This window comes from Duganella callida (assembly GCF_004614165.1).
GTDB classification, from domain to species: Bacteria; Pseudomonadota; Gammaproteobacteria; order Burkholderiales; family Burkholderiaceae_D; genus Rugamonas; species Rugamonas callida.
The window spans coordinates 1-18,371 of sequence record NZ_SPVG01000189.1 but is presented as its reverse complement, the minus strand read 5'-3'; the positions used below and the strand labels follow the sequence as shown (position 1 = coordinate 18,371).

Annotated in this window: 19 protein-coding genes; 9 read left to right on the top strand and 10 right to left on the bottom strand. The window is 65.4% G+C overall.

The window, feature by feature from the left end; translation table 11 throughout:
• Window positions 1-19 precede the first annotated feature (19 nt).
• Window positions 20-1,285: a Xaa-Pro dipeptidase gene (locus E4L98_RS18975; protein WP_229257463.1), complete on the bottom strand. Its 1,266-nt coding sequence runs from the start codon at window positions 1,283-1,285 to the stop codon at window positions 20-22.
• A gap of 96 nt (window positions 1,286-1,381) precedes the next feature.
• Between E4L98_RS18975 and E4L98_RS30815 the strand changes: the two genes are divergently transcribed.
• Genes E4L98_RS30815 through E4L98_RS30805 form a run of 3 tightly spaced genes read left to right on the top strand, consistent with a single transcriptional unit; the run spans window position 1,382 to window position 2,364 of the window.
• Window positions 1,382-1,522, top strand: coding sequence for a hypothetical protein (locus E4L98_RS30815; RefSeq protein ID WP_229257462.1), 141 nt, complete (start codon window positions 1,382-1,384; stop codon window positions 1,520-1,522).
• Window positions 1,523-1,555: 33 nt separating this feature from the next.
• A complete protein-coding gene (locus E4L98_RS30810) occupies window positions 1,556-1,786 on the top strand; it encodes an Rpn family recombination-promoting nuclease/putative transposase (protein ID WP_307722133.1) in 231 nt (76 codons plus the stop codon).
• 8 nt (window positions 1,787-1,794) lie between these two features.
• Complete coding sequence (locus E4L98_RS30805; protein ID WP_229257460.1) at window positions 1,795-2,364, top strand: hypothetical protein; 570 nt, start codon at window positions 1,795-1,797, stop codon at window positions 2,362-2,364.
• A 3-nt stretch (window positions 2,365-2,367) separates the two neighbouring features.
• Here the strand turns inward: E4L98_RS30805 and E4L98_RS18965 are convergent, their stop codons facing one another.
• The gene (locus tag E4L98_RS18965; RefSeq protein ID WP_135203109.1) at window positions 2,368-3,813 is read right to left on the bottom strand and encodes an NAD-dependent succinate-semialdehyde dehydrogenase; all 1,446 of its coding nucleotides are present in this window, start codon (window positions 3,811-3,813) and stop codon (window positions 2,368-2,370) included.
• Between the two features lie 100 nt (window positions 3,814-3,913).
• Entirely contained in the window at window positions 3,914-4,687 is a 774-nt protein-coding gene (locus E4L98_RS18960) for a head GIN domain-containing protein (protein WP_135203108.1), read from the bottom strand.
• A gap of 142 nt (window positions 4,688-4,829) precedes the next feature.
• Here E4L98_RS18960 and E4L98_RS18955 point away from each other — a divergent pair, with 142 nt between their 5' ends.
• A complete protein-coding gene (locus tag E4L98_RS18955) occupies window positions 4,830-5,474 on the top strand; it encodes a class I SAM-dependent rRNA methyltransferase (RefSeq protein WP_135203107.1) in 645 nt (214 codons plus the stop codon).
• A gap of 66 nt (window positions 5,475-5,540) precedes the next feature.
• On the top strand, window positions 5,541-6,659 hold the full coding sequence (locus tag E4L98_RS18950) for a type IV pilus twitching motility protein PilT (RefSeq protein ID WP_135203106.1): 1,119 nt from the start codon (window positions 5,541-5,543) through the stop codon (window positions 6,657-6,659).
• A gap of 61 nt (window positions 6,660-6,720) precedes the next feature.
• On the opposite strand, the gene E4L98_RS18945 is transcribed toward E4L98_RS18950, so the two are convergent.
• From E4L98_RS18945 to E4L98_RS18930, 5 genes are read right to left on the bottom strand one after another with little or no spacing between them, the layout of a single operon-like run.
• Window positions 6,721-7,758, bottom strand: a complete 1,038-nt coding sequence (locus E4L98_RS18945) for a c-type cytochrome (RefSeq protein ID WP_371857255.1) — start codon at window positions 7,756-7,758, stop codon at window positions 6,721-6,723.
• The gene (locus E4L98_RS30800) at window positions 7,755-7,994 is read right to left on the bottom strand and encodes a hypothetical protein (RefSeq protein WP_229257459.1); all 240 of its coding nucleotides are present in this window, start codon (window positions 7,992-7,994) and stop codon (window positions 7,755-7,757) included. Before E4L98_RS30800 ends, E4L98_RS18945 begins: the two co-directional genes overlap by 4 nt.
• Complete coding sequence (locus tag E4L98_RS18940) at window positions 7,991-8,707, bottom strand: c-type cytochrome (protein ID WP_135203104.1); 717 nt, start codon at window positions 8,705-8,707, stop codon at window positions 7,991-7,993. Before E4L98_RS18940 ends, E4L98_RS30800 begins: the two co-directional genes overlap by 4 nt.
• 38 nt (window positions 8,708-8,745) lie before the next feature.
• On the bottom strand, window positions 8,746-9,408 hold the full coding sequence (locus E4L98_RS18935; RefSeq protein WP_229257458.1) for a 3'-5' exonuclease: 663 nt from the start codon (window positions 9,406-9,408) through the stop codon (window positions 8,746-8,748).
• 13 nt (window positions 9,409-9,421) lie between these two features.
• Window positions 9,422-9,898 carry a ProQ/FINO family protein gene (locus E4L98_RS18930; RefSeq protein WP_135203103.1) on the bottom strand — a complete coding sequence of 159 codons (477 nt, stop codon included), beginning with the start codon at window positions 9,896-9,898 and terminating at the stop codon, window positions 9,422-9,424.
• A 388-nt stretch (window positions 9,899-10,286) separates the two neighbouring features.
• On the opposite strand from E4L98_RS18930, the gene rpoD reads away from it, so the two are divergent.
• Entirely contained in the window at window positions 10,287-12,827 is a 2,541-nt protein-coding gene (gene rpoD / locus E4L98_RS18925) for an RNA polymerase sigma factor RpoD (protein ID WP_135203102.1), read from the top strand.
• Between the two features lie 44 nt (window positions 12,828-12,871).
• Here the strand turns inward: rpoD and E4L98_RS18920 are convergent, their stop codons facing one another.
• Entirely contained in the window at window positions 12,872-13,567 is a 696-nt protein-coding gene (locus tag E4L98_RS18920) for a DUF899 family protein (RefSeq protein WP_135203101.1), read from the bottom strand.
• A 93-nt stretch (window positions 13,568-13,660) separates the two neighbouring features.
• Here E4L98_RS18920 and E4L98_RS18915 point away from each other — a divergent pair, with 93 nt between their 5' ends.
• Together E4L98_RS18915 and E4L98_RS31085 are read left to right on the top strand one after the other, a co-directional pair.
• Complete coding sequence (locus E4L98_RS18915) at window positions 13,661-14,035, top strand: GFA family protein (RefSeq protein WP_135203100.1); 375 nt, start codon at window positions 13,661-13,663, stop codon at window positions 14,033-14,035.
• A gap of 291 nt (window positions 14,036-14,326) precedes the next feature.
• A complete protein-coding gene (locus E4L98_RS31085) occupies window positions 14,327-14,455 on the top strand; it encodes a hypothetical protein (RefSeq protein WP_267874921.1) in 129 nt (42 codons plus the stop codon).
• Between the two features lie 14 nt (window positions 14,456-14,469).
• On the opposite strand, the gene ppc is transcribed toward E4L98_RS31085, so the two are convergent.
• Entirely contained in the window at window positions 14,470-17,298 is a 2,829-nt protein-coding gene (ppc, locus tag E4L98_RS18910; protein ID WP_135203099.1) for a phosphoenolpyruvate carboxylase, read from the bottom strand.
• A gap of 231 nt (window positions 17,299-17,529) precedes the next feature.
• Here ppc and hemC point away from each other — a divergent pair.
• Window positions 17,530-18,371, top strand: an 842-nt coding sequence (hemC, locus tag E4L98_RS18905) for a hydroxymethylbilane synthase (RefSeq protein WP_229257457.1), incomplete at its 3' end; no start/stop codon positions are given.

The following is an 18,371-nucleotide window of genomic DNA, read 5'->3' as shown; positions in this document are numbered from 1 at the left end:
CTCGGGGTCAGAGCCGACTTTATTTCACGACGGCGCCGCCTTTCATCACCCACTGGACTTGCTCCAGGGTTTTGACGTCCTTCAGCGGCTGGCCGTCGACGGCGATGAGGTCGGCATATTTGCCGGCCTCGATGCTGCCGATCTTGTCGCTCCAGCCCAGCAGGTCGGCGCCATTGACGGTGGCGGTGCGGATCGCCTGCGCCGGCGTCATGCCCAGTTTGACGAGGACGCTGAATTCGCGCGCGTTCAGGCCGTGCGGGTAGACGGCGGCGTCGGTGCCGAATGCGATCGGTACGCCGGCCTTGATGGCCTTGCCGATGTTCGCGCGCGCCGCCGGCAGCACCACTTTGGCTTTTTCCAGCAGCGGCTTGGGCAGCTTGATGGCGTCGGCGTTTTCGATCAGCCAGTCGCCCAGGTAGAGGGTCGGCACCAGGTAGGTGCGATGTTCCTTCATCAGTTTGATGCCTTCGTCGTCGATGTACGAGCCGTGTTCGATCGAGTCGATACCGGCCAGCACCGAGAGCTTGATGCCGTCGCCGCCATGCGCGTGGGCGGCGGCTTTGCGGCCCAGACGGTGCGCGTCGCCGATGATGGCTTTCAGTTCGTCCAGCGTGTATTGCGAGGCGCGCGGGTCGTCGCCGAACGACAGTACGCCGCCGGTGGCGCAGATCTTGATCACGTCGGCACCGTATTTGATGTTGCGGCGGGTGACTTTCAACGCTTCGGCGACCCCGTCGGCCACGCCCAGCGAGACGGCCTTGTATTCGGGGGCGTGCAGGGTGTCGTCGCAGTGGCCGCCGGTGATGCCCAGCGGCGGTCCGGAGGCGAGGATGCGCGGGCCGGGCACGTCGCCGTCATTGATGGCGTCGCGCAAGCCGATGTCAGCATAGCCGTCGGCGCCGACGTCACGCACGGTGGTGAAACCGGCCTGCAAGGTCACGCGGGCGTTCCGGGCGCCGGTCAGCGTCACGCGCGGGATGGATTTGGCGACAATGCCGTAGCCGGCGTCCTGCGGGTCGTTGGTCAGGTGGGTGTGCGCGTCGATCAGGCCGGGCAGCAGGGTTTTGTCGCCGAGGTCGATGACCTGGGCGCCGGCCGGAATCGCCAGTTTGCTGCCGGCTGCGGTGATGCGCTCGCCGCTGATCAGCACCACGGCGTTGTCGATCAAAGTACCGTTGCGCACGTCGACCATGTGAGCGGCCTTGACGGCGATGGTGGCGGGCACGTCGGCGGCAGCGGCGGCAGCGCCGGCGCACAGCAGGATGGATGAGACGATCGCTTTCAAGAACTTCTCCCTGAGGTGATATTTTATTGAGGAGCGCCAAACCGAGCTCGGTCCCTAGCGTACTCGGCAATGCAAGCCAAGGCTAGAATTTTCTGCATGGCTACCCGCAGCGATGTGCTTTACAAGCAGTTGTTCTCGCATCCGGAAATCGTGCGCGATCTGGTGGCTGGTTTTTTGTCGGCGGAATGGGCGCAATCGTTGCAGGTGGAAGCGTTCGAGCGTGTCAATGCCAGCTAGGCCAGCGACCACGGCAAAGCGCGCCATGAGGATGTGGTGTGGCGTGCGCGGATAGGCGGTGAGTGGGTGTATGTTTATATCCTGCTGGAGTTTCAGTCACGCCCTGACAAATGGATGGCGCTGCGTATGCAGGTGTACGTTGGCCTGCTATATCAGGATCTGCTGGCGCAGCATAAATTGAGCAAGTACGGCAAGCTGCCGCCGGTGTTGCCGATCGTGCTGTATCACGGCCGCCGCGCCTGGCGGGCGGCCAGCGCGAGTTAGGCGATCTGATGCTGGCGCCGCCCGAGGGGCTGGAGCATTATCAGCCACGACAGCGATACCTTCTGATCGATCAACATCACGATGGCGTACGCGGCAATATAGTCGGCTTGTTGTTCAGTCTCCTGCACGCGCGAACCAGGGAGGCGTTCGATGCCGCCGCCGCTGCGTTTGCTGATCGCATAAGACGGCCTGATCTGGACCCGGCTCGGGCCAGCCTGATACGCTGGTGCCGCTTCATCATGCAGGATGATTTCCACAGTGCCGACATGGACCTAGAGGAGGATGCGACCATGAAATCAGAGAGAAAATTCAAGCCCAGTGAGGTATTTACCGACGAGTTTTTTGAGCGCATGCTCAAGCCGAACGAGGATGCCATGAAGGCTGGGCTGCAACAGGGGCGACAGGAAGGCGAACGGCTGGCGCTGGAAGAAGTGTTGCGCGACGTGCTGGCCCAGGCCGGCCTGACTGGCGAGGTGACGACCCAAATCGCGCAAGCCGACAACAGCCAGCTCCGCGCCTGGATCAAGTCGTTAATCGCTGGCGCCAGCCCCCGGCAGTTATTTGCCGGGAGCCATTGACGCTTATACGCCCAGCAGCGAGACCGACTTGGTGTTGAGGTAGGCTTCCAGCGCTTCCGGACCGCCTTCCGAACCGTAGCCGGAATCCTTGACGCCGCCGAACGGCATTTCGGCGCTCGGTGTCGCAGGCTGGTTCAGCCACAGCATGCCGACTTCGACGTTGTGCATCAGCTGATGCGCGTTCTTGATCGAACGGGTGAACGCGTACCCGGCCAGGCCGAACGGCAGACGGTTGGCTTCGGCAATTGCCTCGTCCAGCGTATCGAAGCCACGCACCGCCGCGATCGGGCCGAACGGCTCGTCATTGAACACTTCCGCATTCAGCGGCACGTCGGCCAGGATGGTCGGGGCGAAGAAGTTGCCCTCGCTGCCGACGCGCTCGCCGCCGGTGGCGACCTTGGCGCCCTTGGCGCGCGCGTCATCGACGAACTTGCTCATGGCGGCGACGCGGCGCGGGTTGGCCAGCGGCCCCAGGGTGGTGCCTTCGACCAGGCCGTTGCCCAGTTGCAGACTTTCCGCGTGCTGCACCAGCGCGCGCGTGAACTCCTCCTTGATGCCGTTGTGGACCAGGAAGCGGGTCGGCGAGATGCACACCTGGCCGGCGTTGCGGAACTTGGCGCCGCCGGTGGCTTCCACCGCCAGCTTGACGTCGGCGTCGTCGGCGATGATCACCGGCGCATGGCCGCCCAGCTCCATGGTCACACGCTTCATGTGCGCGCCGGCCAGCGCGGCCAGTTGCTTGCCGACCGGGGTCGAGCCGGTGAAGGTGACCTTGCGGATCACCGGGTGCGGAATCAGATAGCTGGAGATCTCGGCCGGATCGCCGAACACCAGGCCGACCGCGCCGGCCGGCACGCCGGCGTCGACGAAGCACTGGAACAGCGCGGCAGGGGAGGCCGGGGTTTCTTCCGGCGCCTTGCACAGGAAGGAGCAGCCGGTGGCCAGCGCGGCGGCCAGCTTGCGCACCACCTGGTTGATCGGGAAGTTCCACGGCGTGAAGGCGGCGACCGGACCGACCGGTTCCTTCAGCACCAGTTGCTGCGCCGCCGGATTACGCGACGGCACGATACGGCCGTACACGCGCATGCCTTCGGCCGCGAACCAGTCGATGATGTCGGCGCCGGCCATGGCTTCGGCGCGGGCCTGGGCCAGCGGCTTGCCCTGTTCCTGGGTCAGCAGGCGGGCGATGTGGTCGGCGCGTTCGCGCAGCAGCGCGGCGGCGCGGCGCATCACGGCGGCGCGCTCGAACGCCGGCACCTTGCGCCACGCTTCGAAACCTTTTTGCGCCGCGGCCAGCGCGCGGTCGAGGTCGGCGGTGCTGGCGTGCGCCACGGTGCCGATCGGCTTGCCGGTGGCCGGATTCAGCACCGGGATGGTCTTGCCGCCGGTGGCTTCGGTCCATTCGTTGGCGATCAACAGGCGGACGTCTGGGTAGCTGGTGGTGGTCATTCGGGGAATCTCCGGTTCATGTAAAGAATGTTGCCGCGCCTGGGCGGCGCGCGATCACCCTCTACTTTGCCAGAAATTCGCCGGTTCCGTGCGAAAGAGCTCAGTTTGGCGCGCCACCCAGGCGCTTGATGGTGCCCGAGCCCATGATGCTTTTGCTGATCTGCGGGTCGCCGTAGTAGTTGACGTCGCCCGAGCCGGCCACGCTCAGGTTCAGCGATTTTTGCGCCCACACGGTGGCCTGGCCGGAGCCGCCGATGCTGACCACGGCGTCGCGCGCCTGCAGCTGGCCGACCTGCACCCGGCCCGAGCCGCCGATCGACACCTGCAGGCGCTCGGTGTTGCCGGCCGCCTTCAGGCTGCCGCTGCCGCCCAGGGCGATGGCCACGGCCTCGCTCTGCACCTGGCCGACGCTGATCGAGCCGGAGCCGCCGACATCGATTTTCAGGTTTTCGCCCTGCAGCTTGTCGGCGGTGACGGTGCCGGAGCCGCCGATCGACAGCTTGTTCAGCGAGCGCGCCTGCACCACGATTTTCATGTTGCGGGTATCCAGATGCAGGTTGTTGCGCAGCGGGTGGATGCGCAGGGTGCCGTTTTCCACCACGGTTTCGATCAGCGGCTGGATGTTGTCGTCGGTTTCGATGGTGATGCTTTCGGTATTGCCGGTGCGGATGTCGACGTCGCCGCTGACGCCGATCGACAACCCGCTGAAATGGCCGACCTCGCGCGTCTGCTTGACAATCTTGCCGCTGCCCTGCACGCGCTCGCCGCCGCCCATCCAGCTCAACGGGCCGGCCTGCACGATGACGAACGGCGCGGCGGCGGCCAGCAGGCCGGTGGCGAGGAACAGGGTGGAAACGATGCGGCGGCTGGTCATGATGCTCTCCTGATGGGTTGTCTATGCTGGCATCTTACCCAGCGCGTTGGCCAGCACCCAGCCGCGTGCGACGGATTGCAGCCTGGGCGGCCCAGAATGCGCTGAGCCGGGAACAGGCGGTGCATCCTGTATCATGACGGCTATGCTGACCATTACCATCAAACAAGGCAAGGAAAAGCGCCTGCTGTCCGGCGACATCCTGATTTATGCCACCATGATCGAGCGCGTCGACGGCCGCCCGAACGAAAAGAACAAGCCCGGCACGACCGCCGTGGTGCAGACCTCGTCGCGCCAGTTCCTGGCCCGCGCGGCCTGGAATCCGCTGTCCGAGGTCCGCGCCCGCGTCTGGAGCTTTAAGCAGGACGAGCCGGTCGATCACGCGCTGATGAAGCGGCGCGTGCGCGCCGCCATCGAGAAACGCGCCGCCAGCCTGCGGGCGGCCGGCCCCAATGACATCGTGCCGCTGATCCGTGGCGACGAGGATGGCTTGCCGGGCCTGCTGGTCGACAGCTGGGGCGGCAAGGCCGGCTACCTGATCTGCCAGTTCCAGTCGGCCGCCGTCGATGCCTGGAAAGTACCGATCGTGCAGGCGCTGCTGGCCGACTTCGGCTGCCCCAACGTCTATGAACGCAGCGACGAACTGATACGCAAATCCGAAGGCTTGCCGTTCTTTTACCGCGCCCTGGCCGGCGCCGAACCGCCCGAGCATGTGCTGGTGACCGAGGGCCGCGAACGCTACAGTATGGATTTACGCAACGGCTTCCGCTATCCCAAGCTGATGGACTGAAAAAAGTTTCGACCTTGCAAGTTTTCCTCTTATAATCGGCCAGACCCACCGGAGATCCGAGCAGAGATGGAACACTATCAATCGTCGCAAATTCGCACCCTGAGCTACATCGAGAACGAAGATCATCCGGTCTTCGGCACCCTGGTCGAACAGATCCTGCACCTGCTCAACTCCAAGCTGATTTTCAGCGATATCCTGATCCACCAGAACTCGCCGCTGATGCTGCGCCAGCCGAAGGGGCTGGTGGCGGTCACCGACTCGCCGATCACGCGCGAGGAATTGCAGGAATTCTTCGAGGTGGTCGAACCGAACTGGGCCGAGCGTATCCAGGACCGCGCCTTCGACCGCGCGGTCGATCTGCACACGGCGCGCATCCGCGCCAACTGCTTCAGCTTCCAGGGCCGCAAGCGGCTCGGCTGCGTGGTGCGCCGCTTTCCCAAGGAACCGATGCCGCTGGCCAAGCTGGGCCTGAATCAGCACGAGCAGCATTTCGCCCGCCTGACCAACGGCCTGGTGCTGATCATCGGCGACACCTGCCAGGGCAAGTCGACCACCATCGCCTCGATGCTGGACGAGATCAACAAGCACCGCTCCGGCCACATCATCACGATCGAAGATCCGGTCGAGACCCTGATTCCGCAGCGCCAGTGCGTGATCACCCAGCGCGAGGTCGGCTTCGACGGCGACGTCGAAAGCTTTTACCTGGGCGCGCTCGACGCGCTGCGCGAGCGGCCGGACGTGATCGTCATTGGCGAAATCCGCGACGCGCAGACGGCGCAGGAAGCGCTGGCGCTGGCCGAATCCGGTCCGCTGGTGCTGGCCTCGCTGCACGCGCGTTCGACCGAGCTGGGCCTGCAGAAAATGCTGCGCCTGCTCGGCAACGCCGAGCCGCAGGCCCAGGCGCTGGCGCATGCGCTGCGCGGCGTGCTGTGCCAGGCGCTGCTGCCGGCCACCCAGGGCGAACGCTATTACCTGGCCACCGAGTGCCTGACCAACAACCCGGAAGTCACCAGCATGATCGCGGCCGGCCAGGTGTCGGCGCTGCGCGAGTGGATGGAAACCAGACCGGGGGCGGGCTGCCACACCATGAACACCTCGCTGCGCGCACTGCTGGCCGAAAACAAGATCGGTCTCGACGACGCGCGTAACGCTTCCACCAACCGCATCGGCCTGGGCGACCGCTGAGCGGCGCCCGGCCCAAGCCCATCGCCCATCAATCGCGCATCAATCGTGCATCAATCGCGCCTTAATCGAGTGGAATCGCGCGGTAGCGGTTCACCTCGGCGCCGCTGACCGGCGGCGCATTGTTGCCCCAGGCGCTGCGCAGGTAGGACACGACCTGGGCGGTTTCCGTATCGTTCAGCAGGTGCCCGAACGGCGGCATGCTGTAAGGACGCGGGTTGCCGGCCGTGCCCGGCGCGAAGCCGCCGTTCAGCACGATGCGGATGGGATTGACCGCGCTGTCCATGGTCAGCGCGCGGTTGCCGACCAGCGGCGGATAGCCGGGCGGCTGACCGGCGCCGTCGGCGCCGTGGCAGTCGGCGCAATGGTGTTCATACAGCCTGGCTCCCGCCTCCAGGAACGCCACCGCTTCGGTATTTTTCGAACGCTCGAAGTCCTTGCCGGCATCGTCGGCCGGCAGCGATTTCAAATACACCGCCATCGCCTGGATGTCGCTGTCGTTCAGGTATTGCAGGCTGTTTTTCACCACTTCCGCCATCGGCCCGAACACGGTGGCGCGCGGCGACACGCCGGTCTTCAGCAGGGCCGCGATGTGTTCCGGCTGCCAGTCGCCCAGGCCCGCCTCGGCACCGGCGTTCAGCGAAGGCGCGTACCAGCCCTGGGCCGGGATCATGCCGCCCGACAGGCCTTCGCCTTCCGAGGCGCCCAGCGGATTGCGTGCGCTGTGGCAGGCGCTGCAATGACCCAGCCCCTGCACCAGGTAGGCGCCGCGATTCCATTCCGCCGACTGCCTGGCTTCCGGCTTGAATACTTCGGGGTAGAAGTACAGCACACGCCATGCCGCCAGCGCGATTTGCAGGTTGTAGGGGAAGCGCAGTTGATGCGGCTGGTTGGGCTGGTTCACCGCCGGCACGCTCTGGAAGTAGGCGTACAGCGCGTCGCTGTCGTCGCGGCTGATGTGGGTGTAATTGTTGTAGGGGAAAGCCGGGTAGAGCAGGCGGCCATCCCGGGCCTTGCCGTGGTGCAGGGCACGCCAGAAATCGTCCGCGCTCCAGGCGCCGATGCCGGTCGCGCGGTCGGAGGTGATGTTGGGTGCGATCACGGCGCCGAACGGCGTCTGCAGCGCGCGGCCGCCGGCGTAGGGCTGGCCACCGCGCGTGGTGTGGCAGGCCAGGCAGTCGCCGGCGGCGCCAGTTGCGCGGTGGCGCCGGTGGCGCCGGTGGCGAGGCCGGGATCGCCATTGCCCCACAGTTGGTGGGCCAGCAAACCGGCGATGATGATCAGGGCCGCCAGCAAAGTCAGCAGCAGTGGGCGGAAGGTGTCGGCCAGGCGTTTCATTGGCTCGCCTCCATGCTGCCGCAACGCAGCGGCGACGCTTGCGGCAGGCTGGCCGCCGGTCGGGCGGCGGCGTCGGGCGGCTGGCGCGCCAGCCACGCGGACAACGAGGCGATGTCGTTCTCGCTCAGGCGCGCGGCGATGTCGGCCATGCAGTCGGGCGCGGCGGCGCGGCGCGACCTGTTTTTCCAGTTGCCGAACTGGGCGTTGATGTAGTCGCTCGGCAGCCCGAGCAGGCCGGGAATGGCGGGCTCGACACCGGTGAGCGCGCTGCCGTGGCAGGCCACGCAGGCCGGGACTTTTTTGGCGGGATCGCCCTGCCTGATCAGCGCTTCGCCGCGCGTGAGCTGGGCGTCGGTGGCGCGGTCGGCGCTGCCGGCCGAGGCGGCGGCGTACGGCGGATGCTGGGCGGCGAAGTAATCGGCGATCTCGCGCAGATAGGCGTCGGGCAGGTGCTCGACCATGTAGCTCATCAGCGGGTAATGGCGGCGGCCGTCGCGGAAATTGCGCAGCTGGTTGTACAGGTAGCCGGCCGGCTTGCCGGCGATGCGCGGGAAGTAGGCGTCACCGCGTTCCTTCACGCTGTGGCAGGCCAGGCAGGCGGCGATGCGCTGTTCCAGCGTGTCGGGCAGGGCCGCCGCCGGCGCCAGGATCGGCGTGGCCAGGCCGGCCAGCAGCAGCGTTGCGCTCAGTCTCAAGGCGGATACTGTCCTCATACCTCTCCTTATGCAGACGGCGCAGGGCGGCCGCGTGACTAGGATATACCGGTTTTGGCTGACTTCGGCAACTTCACCGGTTTGAGGGAGGGCAATTTATTGCCGAGGTCCAGCCAGCGACGATACACGCGCAGCGCCACCTGAGCGTCGTCGGCCGCGTACAGCAGCTGCTTTTCGTTCAGGCGCGGCAGCGCCCAGTTGGTGGTGGAGATTTTCTTGGATTTCTGCAGCGCCTGGCCGAAATATTTCGCCACGGCGCTGCGCGCGCCGAGGTCGTTGCGCTGGCCAGGCGTGCGCAGCACCACGCCCATGTCGACCACGCCGGCGGCGCGGATGTCGAGCTTGGCGTGCAGGCGTTTGACGTCGTCGCTGAGGCCGAAGCCGACCTTCAGCGGCGCGGTCGGCTCCAGGATGGCGCGCAGCACCGCCAGCGTGTGCTCGTCGGTGCGGGCGCCGATCTGGAACAGGTAGGCCCGGGTATCGGTGGCGAACTGGATCAGGTGCGGCCCGGTCGACACTTCGCCCTTGGTGAAGGTGGGCTTGGATTCGGTGTCGAAGCCGATGGCGTCGCAGGCCAGCAGGGCGTCGCGCGCGGCGACGGCTTGGTCCGGCGTCGCCACCAGCTGCACGTCGGCGATGGTTATGCCGGGATAGGGCGGCAGGTCATCCTCTGCCGCGGTGCCGGCCGTCGATGGCTCCAACGATGGATCCAACTCAGCCCTTGCGCGAGAACTTGGCCGCCAGCTGGTTCAGCTTGTCGGCGCGCACGCGCGCGGCTTCCTCGGCGGCCTTGGCGTCGCGCTCGGCTTTCTTGCGCTCGGCTTCCTTCTTGTAGCGTTCCTTCAGGACCTCGGTGGCGTGGGCGCGGTGGGTGTCGGTCACTTCGGCGCCCGGGGTGCCGTCCAGGTTGTGGCGCACCTTGGCTTTTTCCATGACTTTCAGGTAGCGCAGCGAACCGGTGTGGATGCCCAGCGCGGTGCGCATGGTTTTGCGGTCGAGCTCGGGCATGACGGCCAGCAGCTGCTTGTCGATGCCGATCGACAGGGGCAGGAAGTCGCGGAAGGCCGGGAATTGGGTTTGCAGCTGTTTCAGCAGGGCGCGCGGGGTGGGCGCGGCAGTTGGGGCGGCGGCAGCGGTGGCTGGCTCGACGGCCTCAGGCTGGGTGGTGGTGCTAGTGTTCATCGACTTCATAGGTTAAGCAAGAGCCGTAAGAATATCATGCTGACCACAGGATTGCAGTGCCTTTTCGACCACTGTGTCGAAATGCTCATGCTTGCGGGAGAGGCCGGACGTGCGTGCACGGGCCGAATTGTGTATAATAGCCGACGCACTACAGTAGCACGGTGTAGTACAGGATGCGATTCAGATGGTTTGACAGGGGGCGGATGCCCTTCTTATTTGCCCTCTCCTCGTTCTTCCCTGAAAACAGAAACAAGCCCGTGGCTGGAAGCGGGCTTTTTTTATTCCGCAGATAATCGTCAGCTAAATTACAACATTTTCGCCCCTTGCGCACCTTCAGCGGTCGGCGCGGGGCCAGCTTTTTTGTAATTTCTGCCGAATACGCATAGTGAGATTTTTAATGACAAAAACGCCGAAAACTTTAACGTTGTCCGTCAAGAAGCCAACCCGTGCCAGCGCCGCGCCGCTGGTGGTGCCGAAGACGACTTTATCTTATGTGATCGATAATGCACAAGAGGCAGCGAGCAAAGTTACGGTAGTCAAAAAGAAAACCCGCCTGGCCGCCACGGCGGAGGCGGTGGACAGCCTGGACGTCGCGCTGGAACAGCCGGCGCCGGTCGTGGCCGACACGGCTGAGGCCGCCGTCGAGGCGCCAGTGGCCGACGCGGCCGACGCGCCGGCGGTCAAGGTGGTGGTCAAGGCCAGCCGCAAGGCAGCGCTGGCGCAAGCCGCCGCAGCGGAAGCCGACGCGCCGGCCGTGGCCGTGAAAGCCGCGCCGAAATCGAAAGTGGTCAAGGCCAAGGTCGAGCTGGCGCCCGCCGTCGTCCCGGGCACCGCCGCGCCGGCCGTCAACCAGGTCACCGACGCGGCCACGCTGGCTTCGATCGACACCTCGGGCTACCAGCTGCCGGGCGTGAAAGTGCCGGGCCGCCGCGGCCGCAAGCCGTCCGAATTCATGCCGGAGAACGACGAGATCGCCGCGCTGAACGCGGTCGAGCGCGCCGAGATGAAGGCGGCCAGCAAGGCGCGCGAACGCCGCGCCAAGGGCGATATCCTGGGTGGCGTCGACCCGAAAGCCTCGGCCGAGGAACTGGAAAAACGCCGCGTCCAGATCAAGAACCTGATCAACAAGGGCCGCGAGCGCGGCTTCCTGACCTACGCCGAGATCAACGACCAGCTGCCGGAAAACATCATCGATCCGGAAGCGATCGAAGGCATCATCGCCACCTTCAACGACATGGGCATCGCCATCTACGAGCGTGCGCCCGATGCGGAAGCGCTGCTGCTGAGCGATAACGTCGCCACCGTGACCTCGGACGACGAGGTGGAGGCGGCCGCCGCCACCGCGCTGTCGACCGTGGATTCCGACTTCGGCCGCACCACCGACCCGGTGCGCATGTACATGCGTGAAATGGGCGCGGTGGCGCTGCTGACGCGCGAAGGCGAGATCGAAATCGCCAAGCGTATCGAAGAAGGTCTGAAGGACATGATCCAGGCCATCTCGGCCTGCCCGACCACCATCGCGGAAATCCTGGCGCTGGCCGGCCGCATCGAGTCGGACGAGATGAAGGTGGACGACGTGGTCGACGGCTTTGTCGATCCGAACGACATGGTCGCCGCGCCGGTGGTGGCGGCGGGGTCGGACGACGAAGACGAGGAAGACGAGGTCGAGGAAGAAGAGGAAGATGATGCCGGCGGCGGCGCCGCCGCGGGTTACTCGACCGAGCAGCTGGCGCAGATGAAGGTGGCGGCGCTGGAAAAGTTCGCCACCATCGAAAGCCATTTCGAGAAAATGCGCAAGGCGGCCGGCGGCTACGGCTCCAAGGTGTACGTGGCCTCGCAGGAAGCCATCTCGGCCGAACTGCTGGGCATCCGCTTCACCGCCAAGGTGGTGGAAAAGCTGTGCGACACGCTGCGCGGCCAGATGGAAGAAGTGCGCCACATCGAGCGCGCCGTGCTGGAGCTGTGCGTCAACCGCTGCGGCATGCCGCGCGCCCACTTCATCAAGGTCTTCCCGGGCAATGAAACCGATCTGGACTGGGTGGACGGCGAAGTCGATGCCGGCTACCCGTACAGCGTGGTGCTGGGCCGTAACGTGCCGGCCGTGAAGGAACTGCAGCGCAAGATGATCGACCTGCAGGCGCGCGTGGCGCTGCCGCTGGCCGACCTGCGCAAGATCAACAAGCAGATGGCGGCCGGCGAGAAGCGCGCGCGCCAGGCCAAGCGGGAAATGACGGTGGCCAACCTGCGTCTGGTGATCTCGATCGCGAAGAAGTACATCAACCGCGGCCTGCAGTTCCTCGACCTGATCCAGGAAGGTAACATCGGTCTGCTGAAGGCGGTCGACAAGTTCGAATACCGCCGCGGCTACAAGTTCTCGACCTATGCGACCTGGTGGATCCGTCAGGCCATCACCCGCTCGATCGCCGACATGGCGCGCACCATCCGCGTGCCGGTGCACATGATCGAGACCATCAACAAGATGAACCGCATCTCGCGCCAGATCATGCAGGAAACCGGCAGCGAGCCGGACCTGGCGACCCTGGCGGTGAAGATGGAGATGCCGGAATCGAAGGTGCGCGAGATCATGAAGATCGCCAAGGAGCCGATTTCGATGGAAACGCCGATGGGCGAGGACGGCGATTCGCAGCTGGGCGACTTCATCGAAGACAACACCACGCTGGCGCCGCTGGACGCCGCGCTGCACGCCTCGATGCGCAACGTCATCAAGGAAGTGCTGGATTCGCTGACCCCGCGCGAAGCCAAGGTGCTGCGCATGCGCTACGGCGTGGAAATGTCGAACGACCACACGCTGGAAGAGGTGGGCAAGCAGTTCGACGTGACCCGCGAGCGTATCCGCCAGATCGAAGCCAAGGCCATGAGCAAGCTGCGCCAGCCGTCGCGCTCGGACAAGCTGAAGACGTTCCTGACGCAGAACTAAGCGTCATCCAAAAAAAAAGGGAGGCCGGGCGCCTCCCTTTTCTTTTATCCGTACTCGAGTTTGGGGTACCAGTCGGCACCGCGCCCGGCCGGGGTCAGATCGAGGATATTCCACAGCGGCGTGGGATCGGGCGCGCCGCGCGCATCCTGGCCGGGATCTTCCGTGCCGCCCAGTTCGCTGGCCCAGAAATGCCGGACCTGGGCCGCCTGCCGGGTCCAGACGTCGAGCGCGGGCCACTCGCTGCCGTCGGGCGCCAGGCCGCGGTAGTCGTGCGGGAAGTCGTCGCCGATGCACTGGTAGAAGCGCAGATGGCGCCAGCCGCGCTCGCGCGCGAACGCCAGCTGGCGCGATACCGGCGAGCGGCCGATCACGGCCACGGCCACGCGCTGCATCAGGTCTTTCGATGGCGTGTCGAGCGCGCCGAGGAAGGCGGTGCACATCGGGCAGGGCCGTTCGCGCTGCGGACCGTACATCCAGAAATAGGTGATCAGCGTGTCGTGCGGGCCGAACATGTCGGCCAGCTTGACGGTCTCGCCATTCTCATCGCAGAAATCGTAATCGGGGACCACCCCGCCGGGCGGCAGGGCGCGCCGTTGCGCGGCCACGCGTTCGATGTGACGGCGCAGCTCGATTTCCTCGGCCAGCAACGCGACGCGCGCCTGGCGGTATTCTGCGCTATCGTTGGGATAGGGACGGTTTTGCCTGGCGGCCAGCTCGGCGGCAGGTGTCAGCGATGTCATGGTGGCCCTCTTCAGCAGAGTGGGATGGGCCAATTACAGCGCTGCCGCCGAAACCCGTCTATGCGTCAACACACAGAATAGGGGGAAATTGATATGGATGAGTATCTAAGGGGAAGCTGCCTGTGCGGCGGCATCCGCTATCGGGCCGCGCTGCCGGCGTCGCATGCCAGCCACTGCTATTGCACCATGTGCCAGAAGCAGCACGGTGCGGCGGCCGGCAGTTATGCCAATCTGGCGAGTGCCGGCTTTGTGGTGGAGCAGGGTGCCGCGCTGGTGACGGAATATGCGTCGTCCACCCACGGACGGCGCGGGTTTTGCCGCGTCTGCGGTTCGACCCTGTTCTGGCGCAGCGAAGAATCGCCGGACCGCATCGCCATCACGCTGGGGACGATGGAGCCAGAATATGCCGGCGCGGTCGAGAAGGAATGGTATCCCGAGAACAAGCCGGCCTGGCTGCCGCGCCGTTAGGCATTACAGCATGTACGGACCGTGCGAGTAGTGCTTGCCCAGGGTTTCCAGGGCGCGGCGCACCAGTTGCTTCCAGCTGCGGCGGGTGGCGGGAACGGCGGTCAGGGTAGCGGTCGTCATGATGAGTCCTCTTGCGGTGCATGTTTTCGATGGACACATCTTACCCAAACCACAGATATAAATATAATTTTAAGTTCGGATAGGAGGCATTCGAAATATGAATATCAAAAGCGTTGCACCCGAGAACTAGATATAGGCATGGTGCATATCTCGGCCGCAAGGGTGAGAGCTGTGACGCCTGCCAAATCAGAAGCGAATGCGGCGGACGGCGCCCGCGCGGACGCCGCCCGGCCGCCGGCGCGCCGTCACCCGGATACGGCCGGCTGGCACCGCATCATCGCGGCTTCCGGCCGCACCTGAGTGCTTGACGCGGCTTAGCCGGTGTTGCGCAGGCCGGCCGCGACGCCGTTGATCGACAGGTGGATGCCGCGGTGCACGCGCTCATCCGCCTTGCTTTCCGCCGACAGGGCGCGGTGACGCTTGATCAGCTCGACCTGCAGGTGGTTCAGCGGGTCGAGGTAGGCGAAGCGGTTCTGGATCGAACGCGCCAGCAGCGGGTTGCCGGCCAGGCGTTCGTTGGCGCCGGTGATGCGCTCCAGGATGCTGATCGTGTTCGCGTGCTCTTCGGTGATGCGCTTGAAGATGCGCTCGCGCAGTTCCTTGTCCTGCACCAGCTCGGCGTAACGCGAGGCGATCGCCAGGTCGGTCTTGGCCAGCACCATGTCCATGTTGGACAGCAGCGTGGCGAACAGCGGCCAGTGCTGGTACATGGCTTGCAGACGGCCGAGGCGCTCGTTCTGGTCGCCGTCGGCAATCCAGCCGCCGATGGCGCTGGCGAAACCGTACCAGCCCGGCAGCAGCAGACGGCACTGGCCCCACGAGAAGCCCCATGGAATCGCGCGCAGGTCTTCGATGCGCTTGGTCGATTTGCGCGAGGCCGGGCGCGAACCGAGGTTCAGCTCGGCGATCTCGGCGATCGGCGTGGCGGTGAAGAAGTAGTCGGTGAAGCCCGGGGTCTCGTACACCAGGTTGCGGTATGCCTTGTAGGCGCGGTCGGAGATTTCGGCCATGATGGTTTCGAACTCGCGCAGCTGCTGCTGGTGCGCGGCATCGTCCGACTGCGGCAGCAGGCTGGCTTCCAGCGTGGCGGCCACCAGCAGTTCCAGGTTGCGCCGGCCGATGTCCTTGTTGGAGAACTTGGAGGCGATGATTTCGCCCTGTTCGGTCAGGCGGATCTGGCCGTTGACGGTGCCGTGCGGCTGCGCCAGGATGGCTTCGTAGGACGGACCGCCGCCGCGGCCGACGGTGCCGCCGCGGCCGTGGAACAGGCGCAGCTTGACGCCGGCTTTCTCGAACACTTTCACCAGGCTGGTCTCGGCCTTGTACAGTTCCCAGTTGGAGGTCAGGAAACCGCCATCCTTGTTGGAGTCGGAATAGCCGAGCATGACTTCCTGGATCTGGCCCTGTTTGCCGATCAGTTGCTTCACCAGTGGAATCGCCATCACGGCTTCCATGATGCCGGCCGCGCGCTGCAGGTCGGGGATGGTCTCGAACAGCGGGATCACCATCAGGTCCAGTTCGGGTTCGGCGTCCCCCGCGGCGATGCGCAGCAGGCCCAGCTCTTTCTGCAGCAGCAGCACTTCCAGCAGGTCGGACACGGTCTCGGTGTGCGAGATGATGTAGTTGCGGATGGCGCGGGCGCCGTAGCGGGCGCGGATCTCGCGCGCGGCGCGCAGCACGCCCAATTCGGACACGGTCTCCGGCGAATAGCTGATGTACGGCGAATTCAGCAGGCGCGGCTGCGCCAGTTCGCTCAGCAGCAGCTCGACCTTGGCTTCCTCGTCCAGCGCGTCGTAGTCGCTCTGCACGCCCGACTTGGCGAACAGCTCGGCCAGCACGCGTTCGTGGATGTCCGACGACTGCCGCATGTCCAGCGAGGCCAGGTGGAAGCCGAAGATGTCGGCCGCGCGCTTCAGCGTGGACAGGCGCGGCTGTACCAGCGCGCCGCCGTGGTTGGCGTTGAGCGAATCGACCAGCACTTGCAGATCGGCCGAGAATTCCCTGGCGTCGGCGTACGGTTCGGCGTGGCCGACCTCTTTGCGCAAGATGTTGGTGGCGCCCAGCGCGCGCGCGGTGCTGGCCAGGCGCGCGTAGATGCCGATCAGGGCGCGGCGGTAGGGCTCGTCGGCGCGGTGGTCGGAATTGTCGGGCGACTGGTCGGCCAGCGCTTGCAGCGCCGGCGAACAGGCCACCATCAGGGTCGAGACCGACAGTTCGGCGCCCAGCGTGTGCGCTTCTTCCAGGTAGAAGTCGAGGATGGTGGTGGCCTGGCGCGTCAGCGCGTGCGACATGGTGCCGCCGTTGACGTTGGGGTTGCCGTCGCGGTCGCCGCCGATCCAGCTGCCCATCTGCACGTACGGTGCGCTGATCTGCGGACGCTCGCCGTAGTGGTGGGCGATGTCGTCCTCGATGTCATCGTACAAGCCCGGCAGTTCGCGCAGGAAGGTGATGCGGTAATAGGACAGGGCGTTTTCGATCTCGTCGGCCACGGTCAGCTTGGTGTAGCGCAGCATGCGGGTCTGCCACAGGGTGGCGATGCGCGCGCGCAGCAGATGCATATTGGCGGCCTGTTCCTTCGGCGTCAGCGGCAGGTCGCGCTCGGCCAGCAGGCGCGCGATGTCGTGCTCGGCGTCGAGGATGGATTTGCGCTGCACCTCGGTCGGGTGGGCGGTCAGCACCGGCGAGATCAGGGCGTCCTGGAAGAAGGCGGCCACGGTGTCCTGCGGCACGCCGGCTTCCTTCAGCTTGCACAGCGCGTAGTTGACGCTGCCCTGCTGCGGCTTCGAGCCGCCCAGCAGGTGGGCGCGGCGACGGCGGATGTGGTGCTGGTCCTCGGCGATGTTGGCCAGGTGCGAGAAATAGGAAAAGGCGCGGACCACGGAAATCGTCTGTTCCTTGGTCAGGATCTTCAGCATGCCGTCCAGCTCTTTGGCAGCGCCGGCGTCGGCTTCGCGGCGGAAGCGCACGGCGGTCTGCCGGATGGTTTCGACCACGGCGTAGACTTCCTCGCCTTCCTGGTCGCGCAGTACGTCGCCAAGCAGGCGACCTAACAAGCGTATGTCTTCTTTCAAGGGTGCGTCCTTGTCGACGCCCGGTTGTTCAGCAGCAGGTTCTTGGTTCAATGCACTAGATGGATTTGCCATGTGTTCAGCCACAAAGAGATAAATGTCGGTGCATGGGCTTGTGGCCCGGTTCTGCGAGAAGGTGAGCGTGCTAAAATTTGTGATCTTAAACACGCGCGTGTTACTGGCTTGCGCCGGTCAGCGTCAGCTACAGCGAAAGAACTGGTTTTGAAAACATCCGAATTGGGTTTGGTGACACCTGAAAATTCCCCGTCCAGATTGGTGATCGCGTCGCGCGAGAGCCGTCTTGCCATGTGGCAGGCCGAGTATGTGCGTGACCGCTTGACATTATTATATCCGCAGTGCGATGTCAAAATTGTCGGAATGACGACGCGTGGCGATCAAATTCTGGATCGCACCCTGTCCAAGGTGGGCGGCAAGGGCTTGTTCGTGAAAGAACTGGAAGTGGCGATGGCCGAGGGCCGCGCCGACCTGGCCGTGCATTGTCTGAAGGATATGCCGATGGAGTTGCCGCAGGGTTTCGCCATGGCGGCGGTGCTGGAGCGCGAGGATGCGCGCGACGCGTTCGTGTCCAACGATTACGCGTCGCTCGACGAATTGCCGGCCGGCGCGGTGGTCGGTACCAGCAGTCTGCGCCGCCAGGCGCTGATCGCGGCGCGCTATCCGCAGCTGGTGATCAAGCCGCTGCGCGGCAATCTCGATACGCGCCTGGGCAAGCTGGACCGCGGCGAGTACGCGGCCATCATCCTGGCCGCGGCCGGGCTCAAGCGCCTGGGTCTGGCCAGCCGCATCCGCTCGGTGCTGGACGCCGACATCAGCCTGCCGGCGCCGGGTCAGGGCACGCTGGCGATCGAGATTCCCGAGCGCGATGATGGGCTGGATCTGGCCTCGCTGCTGGCGCCGCTGCATCACGTGCCGAGCGCGCTGGTGTCGGTGGCCGAGCGCAAGGTGTCGCAGGTGTTCGGCGGCAGCTGCCAGGTGCCGCTGGCGTCGTACGCCACCATCACCGGCGACCAGATGCGCCTGCGCGCCATGGTGGCGACGCCGGACGGCCAGCGCATGATCAGCGCCGAGGCCAGCGGCCCGGCCGACAGCGCCGAGGCGCTGGGCCTGCAGGTGGCCGAGCTGCTGCG